Source organism: Clostridium caldaquaticum, from assembly GCF_023806125.1.
In the GTDB taxonomy this organism is placed as follows: Bacteria; Bacillota; Clostridia; order Clostridiales; family Clostridiaceae; genus Clostridium_AT; species Clostridium_AT caldaquaticum.
In genome coordinates, this window is record NZ_JAMSKT010000001.1 from 1 (window position 1) to 24,257 (window position 24,257).

General features: G+C 28.3%; 21 protein-coding genes. 3 read left to right on the forward strand and 18 right to left on the reverse strand.

Annotated elements, in window-relative coordinates; translation table 11 throughout:
- Positions 1–91 precede the first annotated feature (91 nt).
- Positions 92–1,405 carry a glycosyltransferase family 39 protein gene (locus M2651_RS00005; RefSeq protein ID WP_252130272.1) on the reverse strand — a complete coding sequence of 438 codons (1,314 nt, stop codon included), beginning with the start codon at positions 1,403–1,405 and terminating at the stop codon, positions 92–94.
- Positions 1,406–1,740: 335 nt separating this feature from the next.
- Here M2651_RS00005 and M2651_RS00010 point away from each other — a divergent pair, with 335 nt between their 5' ends.
- The gene (locus tag M2651_RS00010; RefSeq protein WP_252130273.1) at positions 1,741–3,144 is read left to right on the forward strand and encodes a M14 family zinc carboxypeptidase; all 1,404 of its coding nucleotides are present in this window, start codon (positions 1,741–1,743) and stop codon (positions 3,142–3,144) included.
- Between the two features lie 146 nt (positions 3,145–3,290).
- Here the strand turns inward: M2651_RS00010 and M2651_RS00015 are convergent, their stop codons facing one another.
- The 15 genes from M2651_RS00015 to galE form a co-directional block, all read right to left on the reverse strand.
- Positions 3,291–4,727 carry a flippase gene (locus M2651_RS00015; RefSeq protein WP_252130274.1) on the reverse strand — a complete coding sequence of 479 codons (1,437 nt, stop codon included), beginning with the start codon at positions 4,725–4,727 and terminating at the stop codon, positions 3,291–3,293.
- 37 nt (positions 4,728–4,764) lie between these two features.
- Complete coding sequence (locus tag M2651_RS14375; RefSeq protein ID WP_252130275.1) at positions 4,765–5,820, reverse strand: glycosyltransferase family 4 protein; 1,056 nt, start codon at positions 5,818–5,820, stop codon at positions 4,765–4,767.
- A 1-nt stretch (position 5,821) separates the two neighbouring features.
- Entirely contained in the window at positions 5,822–6,847 is a 1,026-nt protein-coding gene (locus M2651_RS00025; protein WP_252130276.1) for a glycosyltransferase, read from the reverse strand.
- Positions 6,848–6,877: 30 nt separating this feature from the next.
- Entirely contained in the window at positions 6,878–7,777 is a 900-nt protein-coding gene (locus M2651_RS00030; protein ID WP_252130277.1) for a glycosyltransferase family 2 protein, read from the reverse strand.
- A gap of 31 nt (positions 7,778–7,808) precedes the next feature.
- Entirely contained in the window at positions 7,809–8,924 is a 1,116-nt protein-coding gene (locus M2651_RS00035; RefSeq protein WP_252130278.1) for a glycosyltransferase family 4 protein, read from the reverse strand.
- Positions 8,921–10,147 carry an O-antigen ligase family protein gene (locus M2651_RS00040; protein ID WP_252130279.1) on the reverse strand — a complete coding sequence of 409 codons (1,227 nt, stop codon included), beginning with the start codon at positions 10,145–10,147 and terminating at the stop codon, positions 8,921–8,923. The genes M2651_RS00035 and M2651_RS00040 overlap by 4 nt, the downstream gene beginning before the upstream one ends.
- Positions 10,148–10,425: 278 nt before the next feature.
- On the reverse strand, positions 10,426–11,532 hold the full coding sequence (locus M2651_RS00045; protein ID WP_252130280.1) for a glycosyltransferase family 4 protein: 1,107 nt from the start codon (positions 11,530–11,532) through the stop codon (positions 10,426–10,428).
- Between the two features lie 25 nt (positions 11,533–11,557).
- On the reverse strand, positions 11,558–12,682 hold the full coding sequence (locus tag M2651_RS00050; protein ID WP_252130281.1) for a glycosyltransferase family 4 protein: 1,125 nt from the start codon (positions 12,680–12,682) through the stop codon (positions 11,558–11,560).
- A 2-nt stretch (positions 12,683–12,684) separates the two neighbouring features.
- Positions 12,685–13,740 carry a mannose-1-phosphate guanylyltransferase gene (locus tag M2651_RS00055; protein WP_252130282.1) on the reverse strand — a complete coding sequence of 352 codons (1,056 nt, stop codon included), beginning with the start codon at positions 13,738–13,740 and terminating at the stop codon, positions 12,685–12,687.
- Positions 13,741–13,755: 15 nt separating this feature from the next.
- Positions 13,756–14,397, reverse strand: a complete 642-nt coding sequence (locus M2651_RS00060; RefSeq protein WP_252130523.1) for a sugar transferase — start codon at positions 14,395–14,397, stop codon at positions 13,756–13,758.
- A 77-nt stretch (positions 14,398–14,474) separates the two neighbouring features.
- Positions 14,475–15,041 (reverse strand): dTDP-4-dehydrorhamnose 3,5-epimerase, encoded by a 567-nt coding sequence (gene rfbC, locus M2651_RS00065; protein ID WP_252130283.1) that lies wholly within the window; start codon positions 15,039–15,041, stop codon positions 14,475–14,477.
- A gap of 14 nt (positions 15,042–15,055) precedes the next feature.
- Complete coding sequence (gene rfbB, locus M2651_RS00070; RefSeq protein WP_252130284.1) at positions 15,056–16,111, reverse strand: dTDP-glucose 4,6-dehydratase; 1,056 nt, start codon at positions 16,109–16,111, stop codon at positions 15,056–15,058.
- 14 nt (positions 16,112–16,125) lie between these two features.
- Positions 16,126–16,998, reverse strand: coding sequence for a glucose-1-phosphate thymidylyltransferase RfbA (gene rfbA / locus M2651_RS00075; RefSeq protein ID WP_252130285.1), 873 nt, complete (start codon positions 16,996–16,998; stop codon positions 16,126–16,128).
- 81 nt (positions 16,999–17,079) lie between these two features.
- Positions 17,080–17,958, reverse strand: a complete 879-nt coding sequence (rfbD, locus tag M2651_RS00080) for a dTDP-4-dehydrorhamnose reductase (RefSeq protein WP_252130286.1) — start codon at positions 17,956–17,958, stop codon at positions 17,080–17,082.
- Positions 17,959–18,363: 405 nt separating this feature from the next.
- Entirely contained in the window at positions 18,364–19,371 is a 1,008-nt protein-coding gene (galE, locus tag M2651_RS00085) for a UDP-glucose 4-epimerase GalE (protein WP_252130287.1), read from the reverse strand.
- Between the two features lie 351 nt (positions 19,372–19,722).
- Here galE and M2651_RS00090 point away from each other — a divergent pair, with 351 nt between their 5' ends.
- Complete coding sequence (locus M2651_RS00090; RefSeq protein WP_252130288.1) at positions 19,723–20,811, forward strand: sensor domain-containing protein; 1,089 nt, start codon at positions 19,723–19,725, stop codon at positions 20,809–20,811.
- A 127-nt stretch (positions 20,812–20,938) separates the two neighbouring features.
- On the forward strand, positions 20,939–22,858 hold the full coding sequence (locus M2651_RS00095; RefSeq protein WP_252130289.1) for a cell wall-binding repeat-containing protein: 1,920 nt from the start codon (positions 20,939–20,941) through the stop codon (positions 22,856–22,858).
- A 91-nt stretch (positions 22,859–22,949) separates the two neighbouring features.
- Here M2651_RS00095 and M2651_RS00100 read toward each other — a convergent pair whose 3' ends face one another.
- On the reverse strand, positions 22,950–23,177 hold the full coding sequence (locus M2651_RS00100; RefSeq protein WP_252130290.1) for a thioredoxin family protein: 228 nt from the start codon (positions 23,175–23,177) through the stop codon (positions 22,950–22,952).
- A gap of 62 nt (positions 23,178–23,239) precedes the next feature.
- Entirely contained in the window at positions 23,240–24,256 is a 1,017-nt protein-coding gene (locus tag M2651_RS00105) for a permease (protein WP_252130291.1), read from the reverse strand.
- Between the last annotated feature and the right edge of the window lies 1 nt (position 24,257).

Genomic DNA, 24,257 nt, shown 5'->3' on the forward strand with positions numbered 1-24,257 from the left:
GATCCTATAAGAGATCCTCTTTTTTTCGAACAAAAGGAATGGGTCTTATTTGTGTGCCTTCATTTATGGTTTTCATTTTCAAGTTATCACCTTAAAAAACATAATAATTTAAAAATATTATATAAAATAATGCCATAAAGTTAGACATAATAGCTAAAATACCAAGTAATTTATAAACTATACTTTTGTATTTATCAGCAATTATTCCATCTAATCCCTTGCATAATAATATTATTAATGCTATTAGTGCAGGAAATAAATATCGTCCTTGCGGCTGATAATCTGAGTAAATTGAGTAATAAGAATGTAATATAAAAGAAATAACAGATGTAAAAGCTAAAGCTATATAAAATTTATTTCTCATTAACATTTTAATATCAGTTTTATAATAATATACTATTTTATAAAACAGACCTATTAAACTAGCTGCAACAATTAAAAACATTAAAAAATAATATTTATTGTTCATTGGCAAAATCATATAGTCAAAATACCCCCAAAAGCTTTTGAATGTATCACTCAGCCAATTTGTATTAAACAATAAATATCTTATGCCTAATCCTCTATGTTTTAATGTATTTCTAATTGAAGGCTTATATTTAGGTATAGCAAGTTTTTCTGATAACGCTCTGCCATAGTTTCTCCCTAAAAAATCTCCGTCGTAAATTAAATAATTTCTTATAAAAAACCATCCAGATACTATAAAAATAATAAAAATACATAATAATAGTTTTTTAAAAAAACTATTTGATAATTTATTTTTATAAGTAATTAATACTATAAAAAGTGTAGCAAGTATTATAGAATATCCATTCAAGTATGATAATGCCATCAAACCTGATACAATGCCAACTTTTATCACTACATTATATCCCCAATTTGATTCTAAACCTAAAAGCCATAAATAAATCATAATAGATGATAAAAATACAGTAAATGCATCTTGATTTGTATATGCAGATATAAAGGCAAATTGGGGAATGAAAGCTAGAAATAAAGGAAAAAAATACTTTACTTTAGATTGTTTAAATATACGCTTACTTATTAGCCAAGAAAAGTATACTGTTCCCACCCCTGAAAATACAGAAAGCATTCTTGAAATTATATATACTGGCAAATTGACACCTATTTTATCAGCAAATATGCATAAACCAGCTGATATTATATAAGGGAGGTAAGGCGTTGTAGCATATGAAATCCCATAGTCTCCATAAAATAATCTTATATCACCACTTATAGGTAAATTTCTATATTTAATAATGAAATTAACAATATCAAACCTTTGAAACTCATCTGGAGCATGATCAAATGGAATAATTACAGCCCAAGCAATATATAAAAAAAACGAACAAGCTATAAGCACAACTACGAAGAGACGTTCTTTGTCCAATTTACTTGTAATCAATACGTTATACTCCTTTCGAGCAAAATGCAACAATACTTTCTATTATTATAATTTTATTGCTATTTATTCACTAATGCTTATTATATATCTTTCAATTAGTTATTTCAATATTTCAAGCGTCGATTTCTATTTAATATATAAGTGAATAAGAATTATAAATTTGTCATATTATATATAAATAATGCTAAAAATAAATAATAATATTATAATATTTATTAAAAAACATATGCTTTTTATTATAGCATATAATTATATATCGAAATTACAATACTTAAAAAATTTAGAATCTCAATTATTAAATAAAAAAATGCATAATTACTATTATTCAAGGTGATATGATGCGCAAATTTACTTTTTATATATTATGTATTCTGTTAATAACTATTCTTGCGACTATATTATTTAAATCTAATTTATTAGGGCTTATAACTCCAAAGAATATCAACACAAATAATGTCAGTAACTCAAATAATATAGAATCTCAAGATGTATTAAAATCCGGTTCAGGAGTATATGATGATAACAATATGACTCCTGATAAAAACTATGTAAGTACAAATTCTTCTATTACATCTAAACAAACTTTAACTGAAAATTATAAAAGTATTATTGATTTATCAACAATAGAATATAGATATAACGATATGATAAAGGATATTGATAAGTTAATTTCTATGTTTCCTGATAAAGTAAAAAAAGTTATAATAGGTAAATCTGTACTAGGACGTGATATTCCAGCAGTAATAATAGGTAATGTAAATGGACTTGAAAATCTATCAAAACTTGAAAAAAACATACCTCACCGTTTTTTTATCATGGGAAACTCTCATGCTCGAGAAACTCATAGTACACCAATTATTATGAAACAAATTGAGTTTTATCTTTATAATTGGAATAATTACTATAATGGTCAGAAGCTTAAAGATATTTTCTCAAAATCAGCAATTTTTTATGTGCCAATGCAAAATCCTGATGGTACGGAGCTTGTATTTAGCGGACTTAATTCAGTAAATGATAGCATACGATATGAAAATTTATTAGCCATGCTAAAGAATAAAATAGATAATCATCTAATAAATCCTGGTGATGTAGATTCTAATTGGCAATATAATGATAAAGATTTTAGAGTATGGAAATCTAATATTAATGGTGTTGATTTACACTATAACTTTTGGGAAGATGGTGTAAATGATGAAGACGTAAAAAGTTATACTGCTACTGATCCAAAATGGTGGGCTAAATCTGAACCTGCTTCAGAATATTATATTGGATCAAGTGGTTTATCTGAACCTGAAACAAAAGCTGTAGTTAATTTTATAGACAAGTATAAACTTTTCAATTATGCTATAACTTATCACGGGCGAGGACCTACAATATTTTGGAATTATAAACTCTCAGGCGAAGTTTATGAAAAAAATAAAAATATAGTTATTGATATAGCTATACTTACTCAATCTCCTTTTTCACTTAGCGATTCTCTTCCTATAGGCTTTGTAGGTTGGTATACAAAGAAATATGGTGGCTTTGCTGCAAACTTAGAAATTGGCTGGAATGAATATCCTTTTGATTTTGATACAATGCAAAATAACACAAATAGTTCAGTTGATGCTTGCCCATTAATGGCAAAACAATTACATTATATATGGAAAGTTCAAAAATATACACCTTTATATATTCTCCAAAAGTATGTTAACAAAAGTGATAATACTACAGTTTCTTCTTTATCTAAATTACCATAGCAATTAATTTTTTATATCTAAAGCTGCTAACTCAGTTTATTAGCAGCTTTTATTTAGTTTAGTATATTTAATTTTTCTATTATATTTTCAAAAATATCTTAAGTACATATAGGCAACTGCATACATATTATTAATGTTTATTGACACTATCTCAAACCTGATTTATTTAATATTTCTTGTATTATAGATTCTCCAACAATTAAACAGTATACAAAATATAATGAACCTGAAAAAACTATACTTAATAAAATAGTAAATATATCAGATAAATTTAACAACTTTACTAATTCTACTGCAATAAATACAAAAATACTTCCTATCAAATAATGTACATTTTTTTTATTTATTATTTTTCTCTTCATATAATTTTTTGTATATTTTAATTGAATAGCTAAAACTAAAAACTCTGCAATAGTAAAAGCAATCGCAGTACCATTTTGGTTAAAAATAGGAATCAATATTAAATTTAATATAAAATCAACTACAGCTCCTACAATAACAGATATTAACAACTTTCGTTCTTTTCCTAGTGGCATTAATATCTGTATCCCTGTTAAATTGCTAAGTCCTATTAATATAATTATAAAAACAGTAATTTGCATAGTGGGTACTGCAGGAATAAACTCATCACCCGAAAATAATCTTATAATTTGAGGTGCTAATGCATATAAACCAACACAGGAAGGAAGTCCAAGAAACAATATAAACTGAACAGATTTCTCAATTAATATATTAAAATTCTCTTTCATGTCTTGTTTTATATAATAAGCCAGTCTAGGAAGCAATACAACACCAAGAGAAGTAACTATACCAAGAACCATTCTATTTATCTTTAAAGCAGCTGAGTAATACCCTACATATTTATCTCCTGATATTATTCCAAGCATAGCACTATCAAGATTTATATAAATATTCGTAGCAACTTGTGACGAAAACAAAATTAAAATAGGCTTTAAGTGCCTTTTAAAATCTAAATTTTTAAAGCCAATCTTAATATATTTTCTGGAGTTTATTATATTTACTATATTTGCTCCACTAAGTGCTATAACACTTATAGCACCATAAATAATATAATCACCTCTATTTTGAACTAGTAAAAAAAGAAGTACTATTGATATTATTTTAAACATTATACTTCTTATAGTAATAAATCCATAGTTCTCTAATCCTTGATACATCCAATCAATACTAAAGATATTTAATATTAATAAACTTCCTAATAATAAAAATAGTATTCTTTCATTCCAAAAATAATCTAATGAAAGTACAGCCGTATAATAAACAACTGAACTTACTATTCCTGCAATTGTATTTATTAAAAATATCTCAGAAAATACTTTTGAAAGCTTAATCTTATTATCTCTTGCTTTTGCAATTTCTCTTACACCATAAACAGGTATTCCTAGACTTGCAAAAATCAAAAAAATATTTACAATAGATGTAGCATAACTAACTTTACCTACACCAACAGCACCTATTACTCTGGAAACATACGGAAATGTTATAATAGGAAAAAGCATATTTAATAAAGTCAAGCTTACATTGTATACATAGTTCTTAATTAATGATTTTTGCCGCATCATATTTTACCTCTAATATAATTAAATTACAAAAGAATAATTATTTTTTTAGAGTATTCTCAAATATATCTGTTGAATTATTCCACGTATATGTTTTAATTAATTTATATCCGTTTTCAGATATTTTTCTTAATAAATTTTCATTTTCTATTAAGCTTAATATATTTTGAGCAAGTGACTCTATATCGTGGGGTTCACAAACCATAGAAGTTTCTCTATGTATTCCTATATCCGGTATACATCCAACATTAGTTGCTACTACTGCACACTTACATGCCATAGCTTCCATTGGTGGAAGATGCCATCCTTCTGTCCAACTAGGAGATATAAAAATATCTGATGTTGAGTACAATTCTCTTAACTTACTTTTTTCAGGATTTTCATAAAACTCAGCATAACTTGGTATATCAGTACCTTTCTCTAATCCAAATAGTCTAACCTTTATTTCAGGATGAATTTTTTTAACAATTTCTATGGCCTTTATTCCATCATTATAGCCTTTCCACTCTAATTTATGATAAAGCATTAAAATTACTTTTTCTCTATTATAAATTTTATTATTATTATAAAATTCATCAAAATTTATTCCATTAGGAATTAGCGCATCAACCTCTACATGAAACTTCATCTCCATTAAATCCTTAAGCCACTTTGCAATAACAATACGTCTTAGAGGGAGCTTATAACTATTATTAACTAAGTATTCAGGTCCACTCCATTTTTCGTAATGCTGAATAAAATAAAACTTCTTACCCTTGTTTTTATTTAACTTACTGACTGAATATGCTGTTGGCCATGCTGTAGCTATGGTAGCATCTGCATCTCTTATAAATACACTATTAATTAACGGAACCTGCTTTACTTTTACTTTCAAATCAAACCAATCTACTTTATTTCTTTTTTTAATAACGTTACCTACAGAAGCTTTTATTCTTCTAAATTCACCTTTTAAACCTTTATTTTGAAATTTATAAGATAATACAGGGACATAGCATACAACATCATGTCCCCTCTCTTTCAATCTATTAGCATATTCAAAAACAACCTTCAAACCTCCAGTAAGGTTAATAAAAGGAATTATAAAATTTATTTTCACACTAACTCCTCTCCTTCTTAGGAAGCAGTCCTGGCTTTACACGTTTACCAGTTCTATTGTTAACAGCATCCAAAATAGCTTTAGTATTTATTTTTATCCTAAATAATTTATTATCTTGAGCAATTATTATTCTTATTATCCTATCTATATAATCTCTTAAATATCTTTTAAGCACAAGTCTATTGTTATTTCTTATTTTTGCTACAAGCATATGATTTCTAAAACCATAATAATCTTTCCATTGTTCTTTTATATTTATATAGTAAAAGTTTTTACCTAATACTTTTCTATGTAAAATGAGACTTTCTACTTCTTTATGAATAAGTATGCTATCTCTTACCCAAACAATACTAAACTTGTCTGATATTCTTAGTGTGTACTCTAAATCATCACACTGAATAAAAAATTCTTCCTTTACATTACCACAGGCTTCAATAACTTTTTGATTAATTAATACCCCAAGTAAAGGATACGTATAAATATTAAGAATTTCATTTTCAATAAAATCTGATTCTTTATGTTCAATATTTTTAAAATACTTATCATTATCAATAACTGAGTATATCGGTCTTTTTTGAAGCGTTAAATCTTTATTATAAACAGCACTAACTAATACAAATGCAGATGTTTTTTCCTTTACTTTCATTAATTTTTCAAAAGCATCATTTTGAGGCTCCGCATCATCATCCATTAGCCAAAGCCAGTCGTATCCTAATATCTTTCCTGTCTCAATACCCTTATGGAATCCACCTGCACCTCCAGTATTTTGCTGTAATCTTATATAATGTATATTTATACCTTCATATACATTTAAAACTTCCGTACTTTTATTTATATCCTGAGAAAAATCACAAATAAATTTATTTTGTATTAACAATTCAGCTGTTCCATCCGTTGAAGCATTATCTATTATTATTATTCCATCAAGGTTATAGGATTGATTTATTAATGCTTTTATACTTTCAATTAAAAAATTTTTTCTGTTGAAAGTGACAACTACAGCAGCTGAAGTTTCTTTGTTTTTCATCAAAATCCCTGCCTTAAATATTAACTTTATTTAATTTTTAAATATATATCTTATACCTTCTATAGTTCCTTCTACCAAGGCACTTGCTCTGTTATAATCTCCTTTGATTTTATACATAATCCATTTCTTAATATTTGAAACACTTATTCCTGCAATAGATACTAAATAACTAAACAATTTAACTTTTTTCTTAAATTTATTCATAAAAATAATTTTATTTCTAGTATTCCACTTTATTGCAAAGGCCGAATCTTCTCCTCCGCTTGCTACACTTACTTTATGATATATAACAGCTTTAGGGGTATAGATAAGTTTATATCCTTTCATCATTGCCTTTATGCAAAAATCAACATCTTCATAATACATAAAATAGTCTTCTTCTAATAAGCCTATATTTTCTAAAACCTCTTTTTTTATAAGCATATTACAACCTGTTATAAAATCAACTTCAGATTCATTATCATATTGTCCTTTATCTATTTCTTTTAGTCCAAAATGTTCTACTCGAAATTTAAGCCAATTAACCTTTCCTCCAGCATACCATATTAACTTTTTATTACCATAATACATAATTTTACTACCGACGATACCAACTTTGGAATAATTTTTAAAAATTTCCATCATATTATCTAAAAAATCTGGCTCCACTATAGTATCATTATTTAGTAATAAATAAAAGTCTGCATTATTTTCTAGTCCATATTTGATTGCTACATTATTTGCCCCTGCAAAGCCTAAGTTTTTTCCTGTTTCAATAAGCTTTATATTAGGAAGACTTTTTTTTATTTCTTCTACGGAATTATTTTGAGATCCATTATCTACTATTACAATTTCATAATTTTTATTAGTTAGTTTTTTTAAACTATTTACACATTGTATAGTATCTGTAAAATTATTATAGTTAACTAATATTATAATAGTTTTATTCATTATATTATTCACTCTCAAATCTTCGTTATATTTAATTTTTCATATTTCTTATTATATTTAAATAATCCTTAGCAACACTCTGCCAATTAAATTCTTTTCCTCTTCTGATGCAGTATGCTTTCAATCTTTCATATTCTTTTTCATTATTGTATAAATTTTCTATTTTATTCGAAAGCTTCTCATAATCAAATTTTTCAAATTTTAATTCTTCTAACTCAACTAATTCTTTTAATGATGAGGAATTTGATACTATAGTTACTGCATTTTGTTTCATAGCTTCAACAACTGGCAGCCCAAAACCTTCATATAATGAAGGAAATATAAATATAAAACAGTTTTTCATAAGTACATGCTTTTCAACATTCGTAACATAGTTTAAATAAATTATGTCCTCAGCATACTTATGATTATGAATAGCTTCTTTAATGTTTTTAGACTTCCACCCTAACTTGCCACATAGTACTAGCTTTAAATCAGTTTCTTTTCTTATACTTTCATAAGCCTTAAGCAAGGTACTAATATTTTTTCTTGGTTCTATAGTTCCTACATATAATAAATATTCTTTAGGAACTATTTTATTGTTTTTCTTAAAGAAATCCACTTCTTGTTCTTTTGATATTTCAATATAGGTTCCATCTTCATAAATAACACTAATCTTTTCTGTATCAATATCATTATAGAAATATTTATGTATACCTAATTTAGTAGCCTTAGATACTGCAATAATCTTATCTGCCTTTTTAATTGAAAATGGTATAAAAATCTTATTTATAAGCTTGTTGTAAGTTTGCATAGTTTCAGGCATTTCATAAACAACCAAGTCATGTATTGTTAATAAGCTTTTTGCATTATAAAGCTTTAAAGGTAATACATGTTGTGTTCCCCAAAATATATCAATATTATATTTTCTTATTAGTTGTGGAACCTTAAACAAGTACCATAAAGTTTTTTTATAAATCTTATTTGAATCTTCAATAACTATTAAATTTTTATATTTATCGCCTTCGAAAACAACATGTCTATCTGAAAAGAGATAATATACATTTTCTTTATCTATCTCCAATAAATTTGTAAGCAGACTATCAAGATAAAACCCTATTCCTGTTTTATATTTTGATAACGGTCTGGCATCTATACCAATATTCAATTTGTTTCACCCGTTTCTTTATAATTTCTAGCAAACACTAAAGCCAACCCTATAAGAATCCAAAGATAATAGCTATAAATTAAAAACGCTACTGCCATTTGAATTAATATTATACATATAGAAGTAAGAATACTACATAGCAAAATAAAATATCTATCACGTCTAAATTTAAATGTATTAAAAAAGGTTTCTCTAAAAATAAAAATAAATGAAATAACGAAAAAGCTTGAACCTAAAATACCTGTTTCAGCCAAAATAGTAAAGTAATCATTATTAGCACGCCAACCTGCTGGAACTGGTCTAGGAATAAATTTGAATTGTTTTTTACCTGCAGGACCATACTTATCTATATAAAATACATATCTTCCAATACCTACCCCTATAACAGGATACTCTTTAAAGGTCTTTAATAATATTGTATTCATAGCTCTTCTTTCATTCATGCTTTGGGAACCTTTAAATTTATCACTTATTACAAATTTTACGTAGTTTAAGTTATCCGTAAAATAAAGTGTTCCTATAAGAAAAAAACCTAATATCCCAATTACAGCTATACCTTTAGCAATAATTTTTTTATTAATATATTTTCTACCATATACGGAAATTAGAAAAACAAAAAAACCAATTACACTTACAAAAGTACTAATCCATGCCCCACTTGAAAATGTTAATATTAAAGTTAAAAATTCAATAAATAAATATATACTATACTTAAGCTTATCTTTAGAGCAAAGAATAAACAGACCTATAGTTAGTGGAATCATTATACCAATTTGATTTCCAAAAGCTAAAGGTTCAAAAGCAGTACCTGCTAATCTATTATCCCAAACCCCTTGCTGAGGTCCAGGAAACTCTCTTATAACATTAGGTATTACAATTGACAAATCTAATGAATATAAAAGATATATAAATAATCCAATTATACTAGATATTATTCCTACATTAATAAATAACTTTACTAAATTAATAATCTCATTCTTATTATTAAACAGATTTAATATTAAAAAAGATAAACAGATTATATAAAAATACTGAAATAGGTTTTGAAACCCTAAACTGCTAAATCCAAATATAACCTTATATCCAGTAACTCTACCAATAGAGCTTTTATAAAAAAGAGATATTATGTAAGATATAAATCCAATAAAAATAAATGCTATAAAAAAAATTTGAAAATAGGAATATTTTATTTTAGCCTTTTTCTTTATAATTTGTATAAACAATAAAATAATTCCTAAAACTTTTACGTATATGTTGAATTGATTATGTAAAAACGTAAACGGCCAAATTAATATAAGAAAATATATATATTGCTTTGGTAGATATAAAAAATATATAAAACCAAAAATAAAAAAAAAGTATATTAGTAGCGATATTTTTAAAATGCCGCCCAAAGCTGTTAACAATATTAATATAGACATAAATATCCACATATATCTTTTAATAGTTTCCTCATTACGAAGTAAAAACATATTGTATCTCCTTAGTATTTATAAATTTATTATAAAATAGTTCTATATACTTCGAAGGTTTCTCTAGCACATTTTTCCCAAGAGAAACATTTTGTTCTTGCATATCCCTTATCTTTTAACTCAATAATATTTATATCTTTTTTTGTACTCATTAGAAGTTTGTCTGCCAAATCTTCAATAGAATACGGATTAATATAAATTGCTGCCTCCTGTAATACTTCTGGAATCGAAGAAGTTTGTGAAGCTATACAAGGTACACCATAAGACATGGCTTCTAAAGGTGGTAGTCCAAAACCTTCGTAAAAAGAAGGATAGACAAATAACTCTGAATTTTTATATAATGTTTTTAATTCTTCATCATTAACCTTACCTGTAAAAAAAACCCTCCCTTTAAGGTTATTTTTTTTAATTAACTTATACACTTCTTCATACTTCCACCCATTATTCCCTGCAATTATAAGTTTATGTGGAATTTTATCCTTAATTCTATCGAAAGCCTTAATTAAACCATCAATATTCTTACGTGGTGATATAGTGCTAACAGTTAGTATATATGGCATTGATAAATACTGTCTTATTTTATTGCTAACCATATTATCTTGTATTGTGTCATGTGAAAAATCATTAAATCCATTATATACAACAGCTGTTTTATTTACTACATCAGGATAATATTTTTTAATCTCAGATTTTGCAAAATTTGTTATGCAGATAATCTTATTAGCTTTCTTAACTGAAATATTAGTAATAACTTTTTTCCAAATTACTGTTTTTTTAGTAAAATCCTGACTTCTGCTAAGAAAAGCCAAATCATGAATTGTTATGATTATTTTGTTTTTTGAATTAATAGGTGCCATAGAATCTGGATAATGTATAATTGCATTAGGGTATTTTTTATAAATATACTTTGGCAATTTAAATTGCTCATAAAAATTTCTTTGTATAGAATTTGTAATACCTTTAAGTACTATCAAGTCATCATTATTATGAACATAGTTAAAATTATTTCTATCTTGTTCCCTTATTACAATTTTTATGGAAATTTCATTTTGTAAATAAAGAGCTTTTGCAAGTTCATAACTATATCTGCCAATTCCACCACTTAAAGAAGTTTGTAAAGCATTAAAAATTATCATTATACATTTCCCCTAATTAATTAAGTTACAATACCTTATACGGCTTTTTGCTTTTGAATTCTGCATATTTTTCATTTATAAAATCACTTATTTTCTTTTTGAATATTTCTTCATCAAATTTTTCTGCATGTTTTCTAATATAATATTTATCAAAGCACATATTATTAAATTTATTAACTGCTTCTATTAATGAAAAAGTTTTTTGTTCATTAAAAAATACACCTGTTTTTTCATTAATTACTGTTTCTAAGGCTCCACCTTTACCATATGCAATTACAGGCCTTCCACTTGATTGAGCTTCAAGCGGCGCAATTCCAAAATCTTCCTCTCCCGGAAATATAAAAGCTCTACATTTTGAATAATACTCTTTTATTACATCATCAGGTTGTCTTCCTAAAAATTTTATATTTGCCTTCGCCATGTTTTCAAGTCTTACTTTTTCAGAACCATCTCCAATTACTATAAGAGGTAATCCTAATTCATTAAAAGCTTCAATAGCTAAATCAACTCTTTTATATGGAACTAATCTGGAAATTATTAAAAAATACTCTTCAGTAGTATCAGATATATTAAATAATTTTGTTCTTACGGGAGGATGAATAACAGTACTTTCTCTTCTATAGTGTTTCCAAATTCTTTTAGCAACATTTTCCGAATTTGCAATAAAGTAATCAACTCTATCTGAAGAAACTTTATCCCAAAGTCTCATATAATTCATAAAATATTTTAAAAATATTTTTTTAAAAGGACCTATAAGAGTTTTCTCAGTTTCAGCATATTCATAATAAAATTCCCATGCATATCTCATGGGTGTATGGCAATAACAAATATGCATTGTATCAGACTTAGTAACAACGCCTTTAGCACAAGCAGAACTACTGCTAAGTATTATATCAAATTCATTTAAATCAAAACTCTCAAAAGCCATAGGCATAAATGGCAACAATCTTTGATGTCCTTTATCTATATTTCTTTTATTTTGTAAAAAAGAAGTTTTTACATCTATATCTCTGAGTGCTGGATCTAGATTTTCAGCATTATATAACGATGTATAAATAGAGGCATCTGTGAAGATTTCTTTAAAATTAATCAACACTCTTTCAGCTCCGCCCATATTAGTTAACCAATCATGTATTAAAGCTACTTTCACAATTACACCTCTTTGTTTATTGTATTTTTAGCAAACTTAATATTTTGCTCTTTTTCTTTTGATGAGATCATAATATATTCATCCGTCTCTACAACTATTAAATTATGTATATCATTTAAAACAACTTTTTTATTTGTAACCACTATATTCCCATCTGACTTATAAAATATACAATTATTATTTTTAACATTATTATTTTTATCTTTCTCTCTATATCTCTCCAAACTAGTCCAATTTCCAACATCATCCCAACCAAAGTCTGATGGAATTACATAAATATTATCAGCTTTCTCCATAATTCCATAATCTATTGAAATACTATCTACTTTTCCATAGTTTTCTTCTAAAACTTCTTCAAACTTATCTTCCTTAGAAATAGCTATTTCTTCTAATAATTTATAAGTTTTACTAAGATATTTTTTTGTTAACATTAATATTGTATCAGCCTTCCAAATAAACATTCCGCTATTCCAAAGAAATTTTTGTTCTTTTACATATTGTACAGCAGTTTCTAAATTTGGTTTTTCTATAAATCTTTCTACTTCCTTTATTTCGAAACTATCTATATTCATATTAGTTTTACCAAACTTTATATATCCATATCCAGTTTCTGGTCTATTAGGAAATATTCCAACAGTAACTACCGAATTATTATTTTTTTCAATAAAACTATCAGCTGCTTTTAAAGTTTTAATAAATTTATTTTCATTCTTAATCAGATGATCAGCTGGAATAACTGCTATGGTACAATTTTTATAATATTTATTTATTATAAACGCAGAAAGTGCCAAACATGGTGCTGTATTTTTACCAATTGGTTCAATTATAATATTTCTATCTAGCAAATTTGGAAGCTGATTTTTTACAAGCTGCTTATATTTTTTACCTGTAACTACAAAAATTCTTTCTAAAGGTATAAGATTATTTAGCCTTTTAACAGTCATTTGAAGCATTGAATCTTTTCCCAAAAGATTCAAAAATTGCTTTGGCTTTTCTTCAGTTGACAGCGGCCAAAATCTCTCTCCTTTACCTCCAGCCATAATTAATGCACAAAGCATAATTAAGACACTCCCCTATCTTGCGTTTTTATCACCAAATAAAAGAAAAATGGTTTTGAATATTAGTTTAATATCAACCCACAAACTTCGATCTTCTATATATTTAATATCCAATTCTATCCATTCTTCGAAATCAATGTTATTTCTACCCATAACCTGCCAATAACAAGTAAGTCCTGGCTTTGCTAATAGCTTATTATTTTGATATGGTGTAAATTTCCTAACTTCCCTAGGAAGATTTGGTCTTGGCCCTACTAAAGACATTTCTCCTTTAAGTACATTAATTAGTTGAGGTAATTCATCAATGCTTGTTTTTCTGATAAATTTTCCTATTTTGGTAACTCTCGGGTCATCAGTTATTTTGAACATAGGACCAGACATTTCATTTTTATCTTTTAAAGATTCTATTAAATCTTCAGCATTATCAATCATTGATCTAAATTTATACATTTTGAATAATTCTCCATATTGACCAACTCTTTCTTGAACAAATATTATGGGACCTTCAGATTCAAACTTTATTATTATAGAAACAATAATCATAACTGGAGATAAAAGAACAAGCCCTAATATAGATAAAACTATATCCATCAGCCTTTTTACTAAAAAGTAAAGTCTGCTTTTATTATTTTTTAATGTCTGTTCTTTTGAATACATCTCCACTATAATCTCCCCCTATACTTTTATAGGTTTATATAATTCAGTACAAAACAATATAAATAAATTTTAAATATTTAGTATTCCGTAAAAATAACATTATGCTCTTTTAGTGTAAGAGCATTTTTATCTTTATTTGACAATATAACCTCTTTAATATCTCTTATTGGCCAATTTATTGATAATCTTGGATCGTTCCAAGCAATACTTCCTTCATATTCAGGATAATAATACTCAGTACATTTATATGTAATTTCAGCTTCTTCAGATAAAACTAAAAATCCATGTGCAAAGCCTTCAGGTATATAAAATTGTTTTTTATTTTTCTCACTCAATATAACGGAAACCCATTTTCCATAAGTAGGTGAACTTTTTCTTAAGTCTACAGCCACATCAAAAATCTCTCCACTAATAACTCTTATTAACTTGCCTTGTGGCTTTGGATTTTGATAATGCAACCCTCTGAGTACTCCTTTTTTTGATTTTGACTGGTTATCCTGAACAAAATTAATATCTAAACCTGCTTTTTTAAAGTCTTTATAATTATAGGTTTCCATAAAGTATCCTCTATTATCTTCAAATACTTTAGGTTCTATTATATAAACTCCCTTTATTTCTGTTTCTTTAAAAATAAATTGTCCCATATAGTTTTTAACCCCTATTTATTTTCATACATTTTATTATAATACTTCTTATACTCTCCTGAAGTTACTCTTTCCATCCAATCTTTATTGTTTAAATACCATTTTATTGTTTTTACTATTCCCTCTTCATACATAGTCTCTGGTTCCCAACCTAGTTCTTCTCTTATCTTGGTTGGATCTATTCCATATCTTCTATCGTGTCCTTTTCTATCCTCTACATACTTTATTAAATCTTCTGTTACTGAATCATCTACATTCTCATTAATGTACTTAATAACAGTTTTTACAATGTGAATATTAGTTCTTTCATTATGTCCACCTACATTGTAAACTTCTCCTAACCTGCCTTTATTTATAACCATATCAATTGCTTTGCAGTGGTCTTCTACATATAGCCAGTCTCTTATATTAAGTCCATCCCCATACACAGGAAGAGGTTTTTTATTTAAACAATTATTTATAATAAGCGGTATTAATTTTTCTGGAAACTGATATGGTCCATAATTATTAGAACATCTAGTAATATTTATAGGCATTTTATATGTATCAAAATACGCTTTAACAACTAAATCTGCACCAGCTTTACTTGATGAATACGGACTATGAGGATCTAGTGGTGTTGTTTCTGTAAAGTAACCAGTTTCTCCTAAAGATCCGTAAACTTCATCTGTAGAAACTTGAAGATATTTTTTCCCTTCTTTAAAGCCATCATCAGTTTGCCAAGCGTTTTTTGCAGCATTTAAAAGTGTTACTGTACCTAGCACATTTGTATTTACAAACACTTCTGGCTCCCTTATACTTCTATCTACATGTGATTCTGCAGCAAAGTTCACTACATAATCAATATCGTAGTCTTTAAACAACTTTTCCACTAAGCTTTTGTCGCATATATCACCTTGAACGAAGGTATATCTTGAATCATTTTCTACAGCTTTTAAATTTTCAAGATTTCCTGCATAAGTTAATTTATCCAAATTAATAAGCTTAATGTTATCATATTTCTTAAACATATAATGTACAAAATTTGCCCCAATAAATCCTGCTCCACCTGTAACTAAATATGTTTTCATACTATGATCCTCCGCTATATAATTTCTTCTGCTATCTTCAATAGATACTTACCATATTCTACTTTTGATAAAGGCTTAGCTAATTCTATAAGTTGTTCTTTATTAATAAAGCTTTTTCTATAGGCTATTTCTTCAATGCATGCTACATACAATCCCTGTCTTGTTTGAATAGCTTCAACAAAATTTGCAGCCTCAAGTAGTCCTCTATGTGTTCCTGTATCAAGCCAAGCCATACCTCTACCAAAAAGCTCAACCTTTAATTTGCCTCTATTTAAATACTCGTTGTTCACTGCAGTTATTTCTATTTCACCTCTAGCAGAAGGCTTTACATTTTTAGCTATTTCTACAACATTATTATCATAAAAATAAAGTCCTGGTACTGCATAATTTGATTTAGGAACTTTAGGTTTTTCTTCAATAGAAACTACATTATTATTCTTATCAAATTCTACTACTCCAAATTCTGTTGGATTGCTTACATGGTAGCCAAATATAGTAGCTCCTTCTTCTCTATTAACTGCTCTTTCAAGTCTTTCTGAAAATCCGTAGCCATAGAATATATTATCACCTAAAACTAGTGCTACTCTATCATTGCCGATAAATTTTTCTCCCACTATGAAAGCATCTGCAAGTCCTCTTGGCTGCTCCTGAATAGCATACTCAAATTTTACTCCTATTTGACTTCCATCTCCAAGAAGCTCTTTAAAGCTGCCAATATCTCTTGGAGTTGATATTATCAAAATATCTTTTATTCCTGCTAACATCAGTACAGATAAAGGATAATATATCATAGGTTTATCATAAATAGGCAATATTTGTTTTGACACTGCTTTTGTTATAGGATGAAGCCTGGTACCAGACCCTCCAGCTAGTATTATACCTTTCATTTTTTTAAACCTCTCCTAATTTATCTAAATTATTAATTAGTATTATATATAATTTATAATCGTATAACTTTCTGTTGCTATTTACTTAACATTTTGTATAAATATCTTCAATGCATCTTCCCAATGTCTCATTTCGTCTCCAACAGTACATCTTAGCATCATATTATCCAAGGAAGAAAATAATGGCCTTTTTGCTGCTCGATTAATTTTATCAGAAGTTGTTGGATTAACAATGCAATTAATATTTGCATATTCAACTATTTTACATGCAAAATCATACCAACTGCATTCACCTTTTCCTGTACAGTGGTATATTCCATATTCTTCAGTTAATGCTAGCTTTAATAGATGAAAACATAAATCTTCAGCATTAGTTGGATTCCCTCTCTGATCATTAACTACATCTAGTTTACCTTTTTCTTTTGCTGCTTTCATTATAGTTTTTACAAAATTGTTTCCATAATAGCCATAAAGCCATGCAGTTCTCACTATAAAGTATTTGCTTGAAAATTGCTTTACATATTCCTCTCCTAAATATTTTGTACTTCCATATACACTCTTTGGATTAGGCAAATCATATTCTCTATAGGGCTTAGTTCCATCACCAGCAAAAACATAATCTGTAGAAATATGTATAAGTTTTGCTCCTAATTCTTCACTAACTATTGCTAAGTTTCTAGGTCCTATAGTATTTGCTTTAAAGGCTATATCTTCATTTGTTTCACAATCATCTACGTGTGTATAAGCTGCTGAATTTATTATAATATCTGGTTTTACATTTGTTATGTATTCCCTTGCTGCTTTCAGATTTGCAATATCTAACTCGTCAATATCTACTCCTACAATGTCAGCATTCTTATATGCGCTGCTAATTGAACCTAATTCTGATTTCATGGACTTTAATATACATATTATTTGGGTTCCTAACTGCCCTTTTGCTCCAGTTATTAATATTTTCATTATCTTTCTCCATATTAAGTAATGTCTTATTTTAACAACAATTTAATTTTCTATCATAGACTTATAAAAACATCTCACTATTACAATTATTTTTATATTTGTTAATAAATTTTTATATCTTTACAATCACATTTAAAATACTAATATAATACTAATTTATTTTCCTTATACTTACCACAATAAATATAATATCATAATTTATAAATTACAGTATACTATAAACCTTAAAATTATTGATACTTTTACAAAAAATTATACATTAATATTAATATGGTTTGCTAAGTATGTAGAAAAAATAACCTTTTTGTAAAGAATTTGTTTGCTATTTTTTATCTTATCAATAAATATATCATTAAAACTGACAAACAAAATATCGAGTTCCTTTTTTATTATTGGACCCTTTCTTTATTCATATCTAATTATACTCTCTCTTATCTCTCCCCACTTGAGTGCATCTGCAATTCCTTCTTCTATGCTCTTTTCAGCTCTCCATCCTAAAAGTCTCCAAGCTGTATCAGCATTTGCATAAGCTCCCGGCACATCTCCTGGTCTTGGTTCTACTTCTTCCTTATCTATAGTTTGATTGTAAACTTTCTCGAATGCAGAAACTAATTCTTTAACAGTTACTCCTCTTCCCGTACCGAGGTTTATAACCAAATAATCAGGATTACCTTCCTTATTAAAAGCGTCATCAAAATTTTCAATGGCTTTAACATGAGCCTGTGCTAAGTCCCAGACATGTATATAGTCTCTAATTCCTGAACCATCACGAGTATCATAATTAGTTCCTGTTATATAGAAGGTTGGGCTAGCTCCAAGAGCAACATCAACAAGTTTTCCTAGAACGTGAGAAGGAAACTTAATATGTACTCCCGATCTCATTTTTGGGTCTGCTCCTATTGGGTTAAAATATCTAAGTGCTATTCCTTTCATTCCATAAGCTGTACAAAAGTCTTTAAGTATCATTTCCATCATATATTTTGTTCTTGCATATGGACTTCTTGGGTTCAGATGTGATTTTTCTGTTACCATAAAACCTTCAACATCATCATATATTGAAGCTGAAGAACTGAATATAATATTTTTACATCCTAGTTTATTCAAATTATTAAATAACTCCAGAGACTTTGCTACATTCTCACGATAATAATCATAAGGTCTTTCTACAGATTCAGGAACTACTATTAAAGCAGCACAGTGAACTGTATGGGATATCTCTGGATGATCTTTAAAAATTTTTTGAAGAAGCTCACTATCTGCAATATCTCCTTTATAAAATATTCTGTCCTTTGTAAATTCCTTTCTGCCTGTAACCAGAGAATCCAAAATTACAGGGGTATGGCCTTTATCTATTAAAGCAGAACATACTGTACTTCCAATATATCCTGCTCCACCCGTTACTAATACCTTCATTATTATCATCTCCTGTAAAGTCTTAAAATTTTATTAACCTATTTCTATTTTATAATCATAATTTATTTTCCATAAACTTGCTACATGAAAAATATTATCATAATTAATAATGTACAGTCTACAGAAAAATCTAGAATAATTATTATTTTAACAAAAAAGTTATTTTTTTGATAAAAATTTAGTTGCAAAATCTGCTGTGTTTAAAATAAAGAAACTTAAAAACATAGTATAAACTATTATCAATACAAACTAACTGTAATACTTCATCTTTTATATTAGTCTTAAATATGATATCATTATATTTTAGATATTTATATTTTTTATTATTATCTAAATGTTGGGTGGTGAACTATGAGCTATTTTGGCAGATTTATATTACTATTAATTAATATTATAGTTGGATTACCTTATATTTTTTATAACTATATGACACTTAAAAGTATTTGCAGATTTCTTATAGATATAATAGTTTTTATTGTAGTCAGTGCTATTTGCTATCTGTTAGGAAAAACTTATGACAAATTAAATTTTTATCAGCAGGAATTAGAAAATTCACATAGGGAATTTCAAGAAATTTTTGATAATATAAATGTTGTACTTTGGTCAAGTAACCTAATCAATAAACAAACCACAGTTTCAAAAAGAGCTTCTGATTTATTCGGATATAAAACTGAAGATTTTTCAAAGAACTATCACCTTTTCACAGAAGCTGCTCATCCTGAAGATAAAGAATTAGTTAATAAGTATTATCAGGAATTATTATCAGGAAAAGAAAGTGTTGCTGAGTATCGCATAATACGTTCAGATGGTCAAATAAGATGGATTCAAAGCAACGGAAAGCCAGTATTCAATAAATCAGGTAACTTAATTAAACTTGTTGGTACAACAGTTGATATTACAGAGCGAAAATTAGCAGAACAAAATATACATCATGTAGCATATCATGATACTTTAACCGACTTGCCTAATCGTAGGTTTCTTTATGAGTATCTTAATAAGGCTTTTGCTCGTTCTAAAAGAAATAATCAGGGTCTTTCCATTCTGTTTTTAGATTTAGATGGTTTTAAAGATGTTAATGACAAATATGGTCATGAAGCTGGAGATATATTATTAAAACAGGTATCACAAAGACTTAAAAATAATATCAGGGAAAATGATATTGCATCTCGTCTTGGAGGAGATGAATTTCTTATAGTTCTTGAAAATAGCGATAAAAATCAGACTTTACAAATTGCAGACCGTATAATCAAATCAGTCAGTGAACCTTACACTTTAAATAATAATGATAGTGTATTTTTCACAGTTAGTATAGGAATCAGTTTATATCCACAAGATGGTAATAATCCGGAAATACTTATTAATAAGGCTGATAAAGCTATGTTCTCTGCTAAAAAACGTGGTAAAAATGATGTTAAATTTTATACACATGATCTTGATTAGAATAATGGAAAATATTAATAAGAAGTATTTTAATTTCCACTAAAAACTTTGTCGAATGGATGATATAATATTAAGGGCATAAAGTCAATAATCATTGCGTGCTAAATAAGGAGTTCAAGGTGGATTTATGAAAAACTTAAAAAAATTTTTGTTACCCATAGTGCTTTTGGCTGCTTTAACTTTAAAGACGCACACAACTTTTGCTGCTACAAGTACTGTTAGGCTTGGTGGAGCTGATAGATATGAAACATCTGTAAAAATATCTCAAAATAGCTGGCAGCAATCGGATTATATTGTTTTGGCTTCTGGAGAAAACTTTCCAGATGGTTTAAGTGCAGCACCTTTAGCTAAAAAATATAATGCTCCTTTAATACTTACTCCTGGAAATTCCATGACAGCTAATATTATATCTGAACTTAAGAGACTTGGAGTTAAAAATGCCTTTTTAGTAGGGGGAACTGGAGTATTAACACATAATATCGAAAATCAGCTTAAGAACTTAAATATTGCTGTTACTAGAATTGCCGGTGCTGATCGTTTTGGTACAAGCATAGAGGTAGCTAAACAAATAGGTACTAGTAACGGAGTTGTAATTGCTTCAGGCGAGAATTTTCCTGACGCCTTATCTATTGCTCCCATAGCTGCACAAAAGCAAATGCCGATTTTGCTGACTACAAAGAATTTAATCCCTGATAACGTAAACAACTTTGTAAAAACTAATCCAGCTTCAAAATATTATATTATTGGAGGGACTGGGGTAATCAGTGATGCTTCCTTAATCTCCTTAAAAGGTTATGAAAGGTTAAGCGGATTAAGCAGATATCTTACTAATTCTGCTGTGTTTAAAAGATTTTCCAGCGAGCTTAATTTAAATACAGTTTATCTAGCTAATGGTGAAAATTTTGCTGATGCACTAAGCGGTGCAGCAGCAGCGGCTATGAATTCAACCGCTATTATACTTACAAATAATTACAGTTTTTATAACAATTTAGATTTAAACAACAGTCTGAATAATCTTCCAGCCTTAAAAATATTAGGGGGTACAGGGATTATTTCTGATAATATAGTTAAAGAGTTTCTGAATGCGGTTTCTAAAAACTCAAAATTAGTTCTTGGATATGCAACTTATTATAGTCCAAATAATGATACTTCCTATACATCTTTAACCAAATATGCTTCCTTAATTGATACAATAGCTACTGAAGCCTTTCAAATAGATGCTAACGGAAATATGTCTGCAAACGTTGCCCTTCACCACGTAAACTTTGCAAACAGCAATAACATAACGACTTTTGCCATGGTGCACAATGCCTTCAATGCAGATACAGCAAAGTCTGTACTTGAAGATGGAAATAAAAGAAAAGCATTGATTAATAATATTTTAAACGCTTTAAGAACTTATAATTATAAAGGTGTAAATATTGATATTGAAGGTGTGTATTACTATAACAGAGAACATTTTACAGCCTTAATGAGTGAGCTTTATGCCGCTTTACATCCGCTTGGCTACAAGGTTACTGTGGCTGTGCCTGCTAAAACCTATGACAATGTAAAAAATTCCTGGAGCGGTGCTTATGATTATGCAAAACTTGCAAGCTGTGCAGACCAAATAGTTTTAATGACTTATGATGAGCACTGGACTGGCGGTGCAGCAGGCCCAATTGCCTCCATAGGCTGGGTTCAGAATGTAATAAATTATGCTGTTTCTGTTATTCCAAAAGAAAAAGTATTGTTAGGTCTTGCAGCTTATGCTTATGATTGGCCGTCAAACGGAGGCAGTGCTAAGGCTTACGGTATTTCCTCAGCTTATAATTTAGCAAGACAGTATGGAGCAACTGTACAATGGGATTATACTTCAAAAAGTCCTTTTTTTACTTATACCGATAGTTCAGGAATGGAACGTATTGTCTGGTTTGAAAATGCTGAGAGCATTTCTTATAAGCTTGATATTGTAAATAACAATAATCTTTCAGGTGTAGCAATTTGGAGACTTGGACTTGAAGATGAAAATTATTGGACAAGCATTAAAAATAAATTGAATAAGTAAGATTAAAAGACCTGCTTTGCTTATATTAGCTGGCAGGTCTTTAATTTATCTCTTTCCTGATAACTGACTTTTACTGTATGCTTATACCCTTTTATAAATACTTTTTAATATCTTCTACTGTGGGAACTCTTCCCATTACTTTTACCTGTTCATCCACTACAAGTGCAGGTGTTTTCATAACACCATAGGCCATAATATCCTTAAAATCCTGAACTTTTTCAATAGCAGCTTCAATTCCTAATTCTTTTACAGCCTCCCTTACATTAGCTTCTAATTTCTTGCAGTTAGCACATCCTGAACCTAAAACTTTAATTACCATAATAAAATCCTCCTTCATAAATCATTTTGCTTTTATTATAAAATATTATAATAATACCTTTCTCATACAAAAACGTATGAAAAAGTATTAAATAAGTATCCAATTAAAATAATACCTACTGATACGATAGCTACAAAAATAGCTAAAAGTTTAGGCTTTACTACTTTACTGAGCATAATCATAGAAGGAAGTGAAAGAGCTGTTACTGCCATCATAAATGACAATACTGTTCCCACACCTACTCCTTTTGCAAATAATGCTTCAGCTATAGGCAAAGTGCCGAATATATCAGCATACATAGGAATACCTACTACTGTGGCAAGCAATACTGCAAATGGATTATTTCCTCCAACCACATTTTCTATGATTGTTTGAGGAACCCAATTGTGAATAGCTGCACCTATTCCAACGCCAATTAAAACATATAACCATACTCTTTGTATAATATCCTTCACCTGTTCTTTTGAATAAGATATTCTCTCATTACGAGTCATTTCAGGCACTTCGGCATCAACATTTTCGATTTCTTTTACATATCCTTCTACATATTTTTCAAGTCCCAACCTGTCAATCAAAGTTCCTCCAATAACCGCCAGAATCAATCCTACTATAACATAGGCTATGGCAATTTTGGCACCAAAGAAGGACATAAGCAATAAAAGCGATGCCAAATCTACAAGAGGAGAAGATATGAGAAACGAAAAGGTAACACCCAAAGGCAATCCAGCAGATGTAAAGCCTATAAAAATCGGTATGCTGGAGCAGCTGCAAAAAGGTGTTATCGTTCCAAGTAATGCTCCAAGTATATTTCCTTTAATTCCTCTTATCCCTCCGAGAATTTTTTTTGTTCTTTCTGGCGGAAAGTAACTTTGAATATAAGATATAATAAATATCAAAGCTGATAATAATATAAAAATCTTTATAGTATCATATATAAAAAAGTGAATGCTTCCACCCAGCCTATCATTAATGGATAAGCCAAATACCTTTTCAACAAGAAGTTTTACAAGCTGTGAAAGCCATGTCATTTTAAATACCTGATCATTTAACCAGCTGAATATTAAAGACAATATATTCATA